The 12,920-nt window shown below is 60.6% G+C and carries 12 protein-coding genes; 11 read left to right on the top strand and 1 reads right to left on the bottom strand.

What is annotated here, in order from left to right; translation table 11 throughout:
• Positions 1–179: 179 nt before the first annotated feature.
• Entirely contained in the window at positions 180–1,010 is an 831-nt protein-coding gene (locus AC0TOF_RS07910; protein WP_122000905.1) for an IclR family transcriptional regulator, read from the bottom strand.
• 362 nt (positions 1,011–1,372) lie between these two features.
• Here AC0TOF_RS07910 and AC0TOF_RS07915 point away from each other — a divergent pair, with 362 nt between their 5' ends.
• From AC0TOF_RS07915 to AC0TOF_RS07965, 11 genes are all read left to right on the top strand, one after another.
• On the top strand, positions 1,373–2,419 hold the full coding sequence (locus tag AC0TOF_RS07915) for an ABC transporter ATP-binding protein (RefSeq protein ID WP_473767799.1): 1,047 nt from the start codon (positions 1,373–1,375) through the stop codon (positions 2,417–2,419).
• A 2-nt stretch (positions 2,420–2,421) separates the two neighbouring features.
• Positions 2,422–3,312, top strand: a complete 891-nt coding sequence (locus tag AC0TOF_RS07920) for an ABC transporter permease (protein WP_473767800.1) — start codon at positions 2,422–2,424, stop codon at positions 3,310–3,312.
• 4 nt (positions 3,313–3,316) lie between these two features.
• Positions 3,317–4,123, top strand: coding sequence for an ABC transporter permease (locus AC0TOF_RS07925; protein WP_112584873.1), 807 nt, complete (start codon positions 3,317–3,319; stop codon positions 4,121–4,123).
• An 11-nt stretch (positions 4,124–4,134) separates the two neighbouring features.
• Positions 4,135–4,443 (top strand): (2Fe-2S)-binding protein, encoded by a 309-nt coding sequence (locus tag AC0TOF_RS07930; protein ID WP_473767801.1) that lies wholly within the window; start codon positions 4,135–4,137, stop codon positions 4,441–4,443.
• Positions 4,440–5,834 carry an FAD/NAD(P)-dependent oxidoreductase gene (locus AC0TOF_RS07935; protein ID WP_473767802.1) on the top strand — a complete coding sequence of 465 codons (1,395 nt, stop codon included), beginning with the start codon at positions 4,440–4,442 and terminating at the stop codon, positions 5,832–5,834. Before AC0TOF_RS07930 ends, AC0TOF_RS07935 begins: the two co-directional genes overlap by 4 nt.
• Positions 5,831–6,967 (top strand): NAD(P)/FAD-dependent oxidoreductase, encoded by a 1,137-nt coding sequence (locus AC0TOF_RS07940; RefSeq protein ID WP_473767803.1) that lies wholly within the window; start codon positions 5,831–5,833, stop codon positions 6,965–6,967. Before AC0TOF_RS07935 ends, AC0TOF_RS07940 begins: the two co-directional genes overlap by 4 nt.
• Before the next feature lies 1 nt (position 6,968).
• Positions 6,969–8,018, top strand: coding sequence for an ABC transporter substrate-binding protein (locus tag AC0TOF_RS07945; RefSeq protein WP_122000910.1), 1,050 nt, complete (start codon positions 6,969–6,971; stop codon positions 8,016–8,018).
• A gap of 136 nt (positions 8,019–8,154) precedes the next feature.
• Complete coding sequence (locus tag AC0TOF_RS07950) at positions 8,155–8,754, top strand: DUF922 domain-containing Zn-dependent protease (RefSeq protein ID WP_473767804.1); 600 nt, start codon at positions 8,155–8,157, stop codon at positions 8,752–8,754.
• Between the two features lie 371 nt (positions 8,755–9,125).
• Positions 9,126–10,094 (top strand): UDP-glucuronic acid decarboxylase family protein, encoded by a 969-nt coding sequence (locus AC0TOF_RS07955; protein ID WP_122000911.1) that lies wholly within the window; start codon positions 9,126–9,128, stop codon positions 10,092–10,094.
• Positions 10,091–11,077 (top strand): UDP-glucose 4-epimerase GalE, encoded by a 987-nt coding sequence (gene galE, locus AC0TOF_RS07960; protein WP_473767805.1) that lies wholly within the window; start codon positions 10,091–10,093, stop codon positions 11,075–11,077. The genes AC0TOF_RS07955 and galE overlap by 4 nt, the downstream gene beginning before the upstream one ends.
• On the top strand, positions 11,074–12,918 hold the full coding sequence (locus tag AC0TOF_RS07965) for a glycosyltransferase family 2 protein (RefSeq protein ID WP_473767806.1): 1,845 nt from the start codon (positions 11,074–11,076) through the stop codon (positions 12,916–12,918). The genes galE and AC0TOF_RS07965 overlap by 4 nt, the downstream gene beginning before the upstream one ends.
• Positions 12,919–12,920 lie beyond the last annotated feature (2 nt).

A 12,920-nucleotide genomic window follows, 5' to 3' on the forward strand; every position in this document is an offset into this window, starting at 1 on the left:
CCACAGAACCCCCACACCTGGGGAGCGATCAAACGCTGACCGCGGGTGCGAGTCAATCGCCAAACTTTTTGCCCGCTGTGGACAAAGCCAGTCTGTTGCGCGCAACCATTTGTTTCATCGCATTATCGCAACGCAAAACCGTTTCACACTTTTGCTGGAAATGCTCATAAAGCCATCGCTTATTTCAACAAAGCCTGGTTGGGGTGGCGGAGCGTCGGGTCGAACGGGTTGAGCCGTTGTGAGATGATGGCGGCTTCCTTGCGCAGAAGTTCCGTCACCGTCTGCTGGCGCTTTTCGGTGAGGCGCGCGGCAAGCGTGCCGATGCTCAGCGCTGCCACCGCCTCGCCATCGCGGTTGAGGATGGGGACGCCGAGGCCCGCCATGCCGTCGATCATGTTGAAATTGAAGGTCGCAGCGCCCGTTTCGCGCACTTCCGCAATCATGATGCGCAGGTCAACCTCGTCCACTGCGGATTTATCGAGAATGCGGGGCATGTTGAAGCGGATGATCGCCTCGCGCTCTTCTTCCGGCAGGAAGGCGAGAATGGCAAGGCTGCCCTGGCCGATGCCGAGCGGCACCTTGCCGCCAATATCGCCGGTAAAGGAGCGGATCGGAAACGGCCCCTCCACGCGGTCGAGGCAGACCGCGTCGAAATTGCTGCGCACGAGCAGGAAGACCGTGTCGTTGAACGTGGTCGACAGGCGCAGCAGCGACGGGCGGGCGATGCTCAATATGCCGTCGCGCTGGCGCGCCTGCGCCGCCATCGCAAAAAACTCCAGCGACAGGCGATAGGCCTTCTTGTCGGGAAGCTGCTCGACAAGGTTTTCGGCGATCAGCGTCTTCAGCAGGCGATGCGCCGATGGCTGGCTGAGTTCGAGGTCGCGCGCCAGATCAATGAGCCGCACGCCGTCATCCGTGCTGGCGGCGAGACCCTTCAAAATATGGATTGCCTTCACCAGACTTGAGTTAAGCGCGGCGCCGGATTTCGGATTCTCAGATATATCATCCATAAAATTGCTTCCAAATTCTGCATTTTGAAAGAAATATATAATTTCTTCCGGATTTGAAAATTATAATTTGCATTCCAGCGGATTTTTCCGCCATCTAAAACCGTCGCCAATGGGAAGGTCCGGCAAGGCATTGGAGAAGTGCCCGCAAGCGGATCGGCGGTTTTACTTGGAATCAAGGGGAACGCTGCGGCTGCGTAAGCGGCCGGACGGTCATGCGTTCAAACGGACAAGTCGGATCAGCGCTTCAAGCGCGGTCAGCCGCTCCCGCCAGCCAGCCCGACGAAGAGGCGACGTGAAACAACATCACGGCGCTTCCGCTCCCCCGCATCATTCCGCGGAAGTCAAGCCGAGAGGGAGACGCAATGAGCTTTTTGACCCTGTCCGGAATTTCGCGCCACTATGGCAAGTTCGCGGCTGTCGACAATTTCAACTTGGCGATTGAAAAGGGCGAGTTCATTTCGCTTCTCGGCCCTTCCGGCTGCGGCAAGACCACGACCTTGCAGATGATCGCCGGTCTGGTGACGCCGACGGCGGGCACGATCACGCTCGACGGGCGCGAGATCACGCGCCTTGCGCCCGCCAAGCGCGAGCTTGGCGTCGTCTTCCAGAGCTATGCGCTGTTTCCGCATATGACGGTGGCGCAGAATGTGAGCTTCGGCCTTGAAATGCGCAATGTGCCGAAAGCAGAGCGCGAAAAGCGCGTGCGCGACGTGCTGGAACTGGTGCATCTGGGCGCGCTTGCCGACCGTTATCCGCGTGAAATGTCGGGCGGCCAGCGCCAGCGCGTGGCCATTGCCCGCGCGCTGGTCATCAATCCGCCGGTGCTGCTGCTCGACGAGCCGCTGTCCAATCTCGATGCGCAGCTGCGCGAGGAAATGCAGTTTGAGCTGCGCCGCATCCAGCGCACCGTCGGCATCACCACCATCATGGTCACGCATGACCAGGCCGAAGCGCTGTCGATCAGCGACCGCATCGTCGTCATGGAAAAGGGCGTCATCACGCAGGTCGACGCACCCTACAAGCTTTATGAGCATCCGCATAACCACTTCATTTCCAATTTCGTCGGCAAGTCGAACTTCCTCAAGGCGCGCGCCGAAGGCGACATGATCGCGCTGGCCGAAACCGCGATCCGCTTTCCCGCCAATGGCAAACAGGTCTCTGGCGAGCTTTCCGTCTTCATCCGCCCAGAAAAAGTGCAGCTCGTGGCAGCGGGCGAGGGGCATATCGCCGGTGAAGTGACGACGCGCTATTTCATGGGCGCGCAGTGGCTGCTCGGCGTGACGACGCCTGCGGGCCAGCTTTCGGTGGCGCTTCCCAATCTCGGCAACCCGCCGCCGGCGGAAGGCACGTCGGTCGGCCTTAGCTGGAACCACGAGGATTGCCGCATCCTCACCGCAGGGGTGAACTGAGCATGTCGGCCGTCACCTCACAGGATATAACGCCTACGCCAAAGCAAAGGCGCGATCTGACGCCGCTCTTTCTGGTCGGGCCGTCGACGCTTCTGTTCTTCGCGCTGGTGCTGCTGCCGCTCGGCCTTACCGTGCTGCTGTCCTTCAACAGCTACAGCTATGACAAGGGCATCGAGAACGTCTACACGCTTGCCAATTATGTGCAGGTCCTGAAAGACCCCTATTACCTTTCGATCTTCTGGCGCACGCTCAAGCTCGCGCTCATCACCACCGTCATCACGGTGCTGATCGGCGTGCCGGAAGCCTATATTCTCTCCAACATGCGCAAGCCATGGCGCTCGATCTTCCTGCTGGTCATCATCGGGCCGCTTCTGGTTTCGGTCGTGGTGCGCACTTTCGGCTGGAGCATGCTGCTGGGCCGCAACGGCCTCGTGAACAGCGCGCTCGACATGGCGGGCCTGCCGACGACGCAAATTCTCTACAGCGAAACGGCCATCGTCATCGGCCTCGTGCATATCATGCTGCCATTCATGGTGATCCCGGTCTGGACCGTGCTGCAAAAGCTTGATCCGTCGGTGGAAGCCGCAGCGCTGACGCTCGGCGCATCGCGCCTGACGGCATTGCGCCGCGTGGTGTTTCCGCAGGCGGTGCTTGGCATCCTGTCGGGCAGCCTCATCGTATTTGCGCTTTCGGCCAGCTCGTTTGCCATTCCGGGCCTGCTTGGCGGGCGCCGTCTCAAGATGGCGGCAACCGTCGTCTATGACGAGTTCCTGATCGAGCTGAACTGGCCGCTGGGCGCCGCCATCGCCATCATCGTTCTGGTCGCCAATCTCGTGATCATGATTGCCTATAACCGTCTGCTCGAAGGGCAGGCCAAGAAGAAGCTGGGATAAAGCCATGGTCAAGAACGGTCCCTTTGCCCTTTTCTTCCACACGCTGATCGTCATCTTCATGCTGGCGCCGATGGTTGTGGTGTGCCTTGTGGCCTTCACGCCGGAAAACACGCTGACCATGCCGTGGAGCGGCCCGAATGCAGGCCTGTCGCTGCGCTGGTTCGAGGCCGTGTTCGCGCATAATGATTTCATGGCGTCGTTCTATAACAGCGTGCAGCTCGCATTTTTCTCGGCAACGATTTCCACGCTTCTTGCCGTGCCCTCGGGACTGGCGATTGCGCAGTATAATTTCCGTGGCCGCGATGCGCTGAACGCGCTTTTCCTGTCGCCGCTCATCATCCCGCATCTGGTGCTGGGTGTGGCCTTCCTGCGCCTGTTCTCGCTGATGGGCTTTACCGGCTCCTTCGTCTGGTTGGTCGCAGCGCACTCGATTGTCGTGACGCCCTATGCGCTGCGCCTGATCCTCGCTTCGCTCGGCAGCATGGACCGCAATGCGGAAAATGCGGCGCGCACTCTGGGCGCTGGTGAGTGGACCGTGTTCCGCCGCATCACCCTGCCACTGTTGCTGCCGGGTCTGTCGGGCGGATGGCTGCTTGCCTTCATCAATTCGTTCGACGAACTCACCATGTCGATCTTCGTCACATCGCCATCCACGGTCACGCTGCCGGTGCGCATGTATATGTATGCGAGCGAATCCATCGATCCGATGATGGCGGCGGTTTCGGCCCTGATGATCCTCGTTGCCACCGTAACCATGATTATCATCGATCGCATGTTCGGTCTCGACCGGCTGCTGGTAGGCAAGGGCTGAGCAGGCAGATCATGACCATCCCGGTTTCTTCTGCGGCGGCTCAGTTTCGCAGACGGTATCGGCTGGCCGAACAGCCGCTCGGCTTCTCGCTCGACGGCGTGCGCTGCGAGGGACGCCGCGGCGATACCGTGCTGACCGCCATTCTCTCCGTGCAGGGCAAGCTGCGTCATACCGAGTTCACGGGCGAGCCGCGTGCGGGCTTCTGCCTGATCGGTGCGTGTCAGGATTGTCATGTCATGACCGTTGAGGGCCACAAGCTTCGTGCCTGCACCACGCTTCTGGAAGAGGGCATGGCCTTTGTGACGGAGCCTGTGAAATGAGTGCGGTGCTCGATCCGGTTATCGTTGGTGCTGGTCCGGCAGGCATTCGCGCCGCCGAAACGCTGGTCAAGGCGGGCCTCAGGCCCATCGTGCTTGACGAAGGCTTTCGTTCCGGCGGCCAGATCTATCGCCGTCCGCCGCTCGATGACGGGCGCAGCTATCGCAACCGTTACGGGTCGGAGGCGCACAAGGCCGAAGCGCTGCACAAGAGCTTCGACGCCTTGCGCGGCGCAATCGATTATCGCCCGCAAACGCTGGCGTGGAATATTTCGCGCGGGGAAACCAACCGGCTCGACCTTTTGACCGATGGCGTTCACGGCCAGTTGCCCTACAGCCATCTCATTCTGGCGACGGGCGCGACCGACCGGGTTCTGCCGTTCAAGGGCTGGACCAAGCCGGGCGTCTACACCCTCGGCGCATCGCAGACGGCGTTGAAAGCACAAGGCTGCACGGTTGGCGAGCGCGTAGTGTTCATGGGTTCCGGTCCGCTGCTTTATCTGGTGGCCTGGCAGTATCATCATGCAGGCGCCAAGGTTGTGGCGGTGCTGGATACGGCGCCTTTCGCATCCAAATTTCATCTGGCGCATCTGGCGCTTTATGCCCCGCGCATTGTGGCGCTCGGCGCTTGGTACGGCCTGCGCCTGAAGCTTGGCGGCGTGCCGATCCATTATAATGTGCGTCCCGACGAAGTTCTGGGCGAGGGCCATGTCGACGGCATTCGCTTTCGCACCGGCAATCGTGTGCGCGAGGTTCAGTGCGATGCGCTGGCTTATGGGTTTGCATTGCGTCCTGAAACCCAGCTTGCCGATCTCGCCGGTTGCGATTTCCGCTTCGAAGAACGCGACCGCGCCTGGCTTCCCGCTGCCGACAGGCTTGGCCGCACCAGCCGCATCGGCGTCTATGTGGCGGGCGACGGCGCAGGCATTGCCGGCGCGGATGCTGCTGAAATTCGCGGCTCATTGGCCGCGATTGCCTTGCTGCGCGACAGGGGCCTGCCGTTTGACGAGGGCGCGGAACGCGGCCTTCTCGCAAGGCTCGATCATATCTATCGCGAGCGCCTGATCGTCGAAAAGGCATTCCCGTTCCCGCGTGACTGGTTCGACACGATTGCTGGCGACGTCACGCTGTGCCGCTGCGAAGAAATCGCGCTTAGCGACGCGCAGGCGGTCATTGGAGATGGCGGCGCGCGCGAGATCAACCGGCTCAAGGCGCTGACCCGCGTCGGCATGGGGCGCTGTCAGGGTCGCATGTGCACGGCGGCGGCGGCGGAACTTCTGGCCGCGATGCAGGACAAGACGCCCGCCGAAACAGGCCGCATCCGCGCTCAGGCCCCGGTCAAGCCGATCCCGCTTGGTTTCGGCGCTCCGGCGAGGGAGGACGTTTCGTCATGACAAGGCGTCTTCAGGCCGATGCGGTCATTATCGGCGGCGGGATCGTCGGCGGTTCGGCAGCGCTTTTCATGCGTCAGGCCGGATTGTCGGTCATCCTGCTCGACAAGGGCTTTTGCGGCGCGCAGGCCAGCGGCATCAATTATGGCGGCGTGCGCAGGCAGGGCCGCGCGCCGGAACAGCTACCGCTTGCTCAGCGTTCGCACGCATTGTGGGCGCGCCTGCCGGAACTCATCGGCATCGATGGCGAATATATCCGCAGCGGCCATCTGAAGCTTGCCCGCACCGAAGAGCATTTCGCCAGGCTTGAGGCTTATGCGGCCACGGTCAGGCCGCTCGGCCTCGATGTGGAGCTGATCGGCGGCAATGCAATCCGCGAGCGTTTTCCATGGCTCCCGGGTGATGTGGCGGGCGCTTCGCTCTGCGCGGAAGACGGCCATGCCAATCCGCGTCTGGTTGCCCCTGCCTTTGCCCGTGCGGCACTGGCTGCTGGCGCGACGGTGCTGGAAAATACGCCGGTCATCGAAGCGCGGGAGACCGGCGACGGCTTTGCCATTCTGGCCGGTGATGGTGTCGAAATCCGCTCGCGTCTGCTGTTCAATTGCGCCGGTGCCTGGTCGGACCGGTTCGCGGCCTCGTTCGGCGAGCCGGTGCCGCTTCAGCGCATCTATCCGTCGATGGTCGTTACCGAACCGATGCCGTTCCGCCTGCCGATGAGCCTTGGCGAGGAAGGCGGCGGCTTCTATGGGCGTCAGGTCACGCGCGGCAATTACGTCATGGGCGGCGGGCGCGGCACGCCGCTTGAAAACCCGGACTTCTCGCGGCCTTCGGTCAATGCCGCTTCCTCGGTGATGCTGCGCGCCATCGAACTGTTCCCGCATCTGAAAAATGCCCAGGTTATCCGCTTCTGGTCGGGCACTGAATCGGAAATGCCGGACGACAATCCGGTCATCGGGCCAAGCAGCCGGGTCAACAATCTCTTTCACGCCTTCGGCTTTTGCGGCGCCGGTTTCCAGACCGGCCCGGCTGTGGGCGCCATTCTTTGCGATCTCGCCGTGAGGGGCGAGACGGAAACGCCGATCGACGCCTTCCGCATCGACCGGTTCGATATGAACTCAAACCACAAAGGGGAGTAGCATGAAGTACATCACCAAAACCGCCCTGCTGGCGCTCGGCCTGTCGGCAGCCTTCGCTTCGGCCGCATCGGCTGAAACCAAGACGCTCTATATCGGCATGAATGGCGGCAATATGGAGAAGGCCTATACCGAGCATGTCCTGCCGGAATTTGAAAAGGCCAATGACGTCAAGGTCGTTGTCGTGCCGGGCACCTCGGCGGATATTCTCGCCAAGGCAACCGCGCAGAAAGACAAGCCGCAGATGCATGTCATGCTGCTTGACGACGGCGTCATGGTGCGCGCGATCAATGCGGGCCTGTGCCAGAAAATCTCCGACGATCCGGTTCTGGCCGACATTCAGCCTGCCGCGCGCCTCAAGGACGACATGGCCATCGGCGTCGATATGGGCATGACCGGCATTGCCTATAACAAGAAGCTTTTCGACGAAAAGGGCTGGGCCGCCCCGACCTCGTGGATGGATTTTGCCGACGAGAAATATGCGAATGCCGTTGTGTTCCAGTCGGCTTCCGCCTCGACTTTCGGCCTGCATGCCTTTCTGATGTTCAACCGCATTCAGGGCGGCGACGACAAGAACCTCGAGCCGGGCTTCGAGAAGTTCCCCGACATGATCGGCAAGAACGTTCTGGAATTCATCCCGTCCTCGGCCAAGATTTCGGAAATGGTCCAGACCGGCGAAGCGGCAATCTTCCCGCTGACGCCAACCGGCGTGAACAACCTGAAGGACAAGGGCATTCCGGTTGAATATGCGCAGCCCAAGGAAGGTTCCGTCGTCCTCGCCGTGACCGAATGCGTGCTGGCAGGCAACAGCGAGCCTGAACTGAGCCAGAAGCTCGCGCATTACCTGCTTTCCGCCGATGCGCAGAGCAAGGCGCTCGACCATGGCAATGTCATCCCGTCGAACCAGAAGGCCAAGGCCGGTTCGCCGGAAGCTCAGGCCAAGCTCGATGCCTTCAACGGTTACATGAAAACCGCCAAGACGCTCGACTGGGATGCGGTCAATGAAGGCCGCCAGCAGCTCAACAGCCGCTGGAACCGCACCATCGAAAAGTAAGATCAGCACCGTGATCTGAAAAAGCCCGCCTTGGGAAACCGGGGCGGGCTTTTTGCGGCAAGACCGCTTACGCATCGCCTGCCGATATTGTAGCTTGCGCGCAAATCATCCGGCAAATCGATGGATCGGGGCAAGCGTGAATAAGGCGGCAGCACTCGCATTATCTGGAATTCTGGTGGCGGCACCTGCGCTTGCCGAAGACAACTGGAAGCCTGTCGAGGAAATCAAGTTCTACGCCATCGCCGGGAAAACCGGCCCGGAACTTTATGAATCCATCGGCGAGCGCGGCCCCAAGATCGGCGGCGGCAAGACCCGCGTCATCGCCCATACCAGCTATGTGCTGACCTGGGACCGGCAGTTCGACCGCTCCAACAATGCCTGCACGATCCTGTCAGCCACGCCAAAGCTGAAGATCACCTATACGCTGCCGAAGCCCTCGCAGAAACTGGCTTCCCCGGTGAAGGAACATTGGGAGACCTTCTATGAAGGCATCCGCAAGCATGAACTTGTGCACGGCGACCATGCCAAGGACATGACGCGGGAGATCGTGCGCCGCACAGTGGGCCTGTCGGTTCCAGACGATCCGAAATGCCAGAAGATCCGCAAGGTGCTGATCAAGGAAATCACCGATATGGTCGACGTGCAGCGTGCCCAGGGCCGCGCCTTCGACCGTGTGGAGATGGGCAATGGCGGCAATGTCCATCAGCTCATTCTGGCGCTGGTGAACGGCGGCTGATTGATGGAACTGCTCTGACCCTTTGTTTTTATCGCATTATCCTACGCAAAACCGTTTCACACTTTTGCTGGAAATGCTCCAAGTCATTCCCAGTGGTTCAAGCAAATAGGAAATGCTTCAGAGCAAGTCTTTCCACGCTTCAGAAATGGACGCAAGGATAAGTTTCGGGATTCTACGCTAACGACTCTGGCCTCCGCCCCGGCTATCTTCAATCATCAAACAGACCAAACAGAAAAACCCGTCAGGCACGCCTCTATTCGAGCGTGTTGGTGGATTTGCTTCGGTTTTTTCTGGATGGCACGAGTGAAGTGGCAGTGTTGGAGGCTCTCGTGAGTATAAATTTCAGATCGTCAGGTATATCTGCGGAGCGCATGGCGACACGGCGCATCCTCGTTGCAGGTGGAGCAGGCTTTCTCGGTTCTCACCTTTGCGAGCGTCTTTTGAGCGAAGGAAACTTCGTCATCTGCGTCGACAATTTTTCGACGGGGCGGCTTGAGAACCTGCGCAATCTCCTGCGTTACGACACGTTCAGCTTCGTGCGCCACGATATCGTCAATCCGATCGACCTGCCGGTGGACGAGATTTACAATCTGGCTTGCCCCGCCTCGCCGCCGCATTATCAGGCCGACCCGGTCCATACGATGAAGACGAGCGTCATCGGTTCGCTTAACCTGCTGGAACTCGCAGCGCATTATCAGGCGCGGATTTTCCAGGCATCGACTTCGGAAGTCTATGGCGACCCGCAGACCCATCCGCAGCCGGAAGCCTATTGGGGCAATGTCAACTCCTTCGGCCCGCGGTCCTGCTATGATGAAGGCAAGCGCTCGGCCGAAACGCTGTTCTACGATTTTCACAAGCAATATGGCGTCGATATCCGCATCGTGCGCATCTTCAACACCTATGGCCCGCGCATGCGGCCCGATGATGGGCGCGTCGTGTCGAACTTCATCGTTCAGGCGCTCAAGCGCGAAGACATCACCATCTATGGCGACGGCTCGCAGACCCGTTCCTTCTGCTATGTCGATGATCTGATCGAAGGTTTCTGCCGGTTGATGAGCAGCCGGATTCAGCAGCCCGTCAATCTCGGTAATCCGGGCGAGTTCACCGTGCGCGAACTGGCTGAACAGATCATCGCGCTGACAGGTTCATCCTCGCGCATAGTCCATCGTCCGCTGCCAACCGACGATCCGCGCCAGCGCCGCCCGGACATTACGCTCGCCAAGCGCGAGCTTGGCTGGGAACCCCAGATAGCGCTTGTCGAAGGACTGAAGCAGACCATCGCCTATTTCGAACGCCAGCTTGTCAGGCCATCGGGCGAGCTTTTCGAGGTGGCGAGATGACACGGCCCAACATCCTCGTCACCGGCGGCGCGGGCTTCATCGGAAGCCATACGGCCAAGCTCCTGCATGAAAACGGATTCTCGCCGGTCGTATACGACAACCTGTCGACGGGCCATCGGTCTTCCGTGCGCTGGGGCGAGTTTGTCGAGGGGGACACGCTTTCTCAAGATCAGCTTGTCGCTGCGATCAGAAGCTTCGATCCGGCCGCGATCATTCACTTTGCGGCCTCGGCCTATGTGGGGGAATCCGTCACGGACCCGGCGAAATATTATCGCAACAATGTCGGCGGCATCCAGTCCGTTCTGGAAGCAAGCCGCCTGACGGGCGGACGCCCTGTCATCTTTTCGTCGAGCTGCGCCACCTATGGCATTCCGGATGTGCTGCCGATCCGTGAAGGGCAAACGCAAAACCCGATCAATCCCTATGGGCGCACGAAACTGATCGCCGAACATATGCTGGCCGACTATTCGGCAGCCTATGGCTTGCCCTATGCGGCGCTGCGCTACTTCAACGCTTGCGGCGCCGATCTGGATGGCGAACTGGGCGAAAAGCACGATCCCGAAACGCATCTGATACCCCGCGCCATGCTGGCTGCGGCGGGAAAGGCGGATTGCCTCGAAGTTTATGGCGATGATTACGACACGCCGGACGGCACCTGCATCCGCGACTATATTCACGTGGTCGATCTGGCGCGGGCCCATGTGCTTGCGGTCGAGCATCTGCTGAATGGCGGTGGCAATCTGGTTCTTAATCTGGGAACCGGGCGCGGAACATCGATCCGGGAAATCGTGGATGCGATAGACCGGCTGACCGGTCGCGCGGTGCCTGTCGAGATGCGCCCGCGCCGGGCGGGCGATCCGCCGGTGCTTTATGCCGATCCGGCTGAAGCGGCTGCGAAGCTCGGCTTCCGCACGCTTCATTCCGATCTCGACACGATCATCCGCACGGCAGCACCCTTCTTTGGTCTGGAGATGCGGTCATGACACGGCGCGATCTTCATGCTGCCTTTGATAGGGGTAAACCGGAACCTTTGCTGGCGCCGATCTTTACGGGCCGCAAGCGGGTGGAATATGTGGTGGGCATTGTGCTCTGGGCACTCGCCATCGCCTATTTCTGGCAATGGTGGTTCATCAGCGCAACGCACAATCACCTGCTCGGTTCCATTCTGGTGACGGCGCTTCTGGCCTGGATAACGATCCTGCCGCTTTACTTCATCACGGTTTTCTTCCACGCGGCACGCCCGACCGGGCCGCTTCGCATCCCTGCCGGAAGCCGTGTTGCGATGGTCGTCACCAAGGCCCCGTCGGAACCCTTCGCGGTGGTGGCTGAAACCTTGCGCGCCATGCTGGCGCAGGATGTGCCGCACGATACATGGCTTGCCGACGAAGACCCATCGCCCTCGACGCTTGCCTGGTGCCGCGAGCATGGCGTTTTCGTTTCCACGCGCAAGGGCCGTGCCGACTATCACCGGCAGAGCTGGCCGCGCCGCACCCGCTGCAAGGAAGGCAATCTCGCCTTCTTCTATGACCATTATGGCTATGAACGCTATGATTTCGTTTCGCAGCTCGATGCCGACCATGTGCCGGAACCGGGTTATCTCTTCAATATATTGCGGCCTTTTGCCGATCCCGCGGTCGGCTATGTCTCCGCACCAAGCATCTGTGACCGCAACGCCCGTGAAAGCTGGTCGGCGCGCGGACGCCTCTATGTGGAGGCGAGCATGCACGGCTCCCTGCAGGCCGGTTACAATGGCGGCTTCGCCCCGGTCTGCATCGGTTCCCATTATGCGGTGCGCACGGCGGCGCTCAAGGAAATCGGCGGTCTTGGGCCGGAACTGGCCGAGGATCATTCCACGACCCTGTTCATGAACGCGCATGGCTGGCGGGGCGTTCACGCGCTGGACGCCATCGCCCATGGCGACGGTCCGCGCACCTTCGCCGATCTTGTGACGCAGGAGTTCCAGTGGTCGCGCAGCCTTGTGATGATCCTGCTGCAATATACGCCGAAGCTGATCGGGCGGCTGCCGCTGCGCCTCAAGATCCAGTTCCTGTTCTCGCAGCTCTGGTATCCGCTCTATGCCTTCTTTCTGGCGCTGACATTCGTGCTGCCGATAGCCATCCTGGTCTACGGCGATAATTTCGTCAGCGTCACCTATCCGGCCTTCCTGATGCACTTCATGCCGCAGTCGCTGGTGATTTTGGCGCTGGCATTCTGGTGGCGGTCAAGCAGGACGTTCCGGCCCGTCGACGGCAGGATTTTCAGCTGGGAGGCGATGCTGTTCCTGCTGGCGCGCTGGCCGTGGGTTCTGGCTGGCACCTTCGCGGCTTTCCGCGACTGGCTGACCGGTTCCTTTGTCGATTTTCGCGTCACGCCGAAGGGTTCTTCGGAAGTTGATCCGGTGCCGCTGCGGGTGATCGCTCCCTATGCGCTGATCTCCGGCCTGTCCATTCTGCCGGTGCTCTTCGTCAACGATGCCGACCAGACGCGAGGCTTCTTCATCTTCGCCATCCTCAATGCGTGTTTCTACCTGTTTCTGATGGCGATGATCGTCATCCAGCACACGCGGGAAAATCAGGTGCGGATGACGAGCCGCCTCTATCGACCGGCAATGGCATGCAGTTTTACGGCGCTGGTGGCGCTGACCGGCTTCACGACCGCCGAACGCGGACGCGACGGCATTGAGGCTCTGAGCTGGGGCACGAAAAGCTTCACGATCTTTGACGACCGCTTCTCGGTAGCTGGTGCCGGTCGAGGCGGGCGCGACGTGCACAGGACAATCTTCAATCCGCGCTGGCGCACCAACGGTGCCAGCGCAGCAAATTAGCG

Source organism: Ochrobactrum sp. PL_is501 (assembly GCF_055816895.1).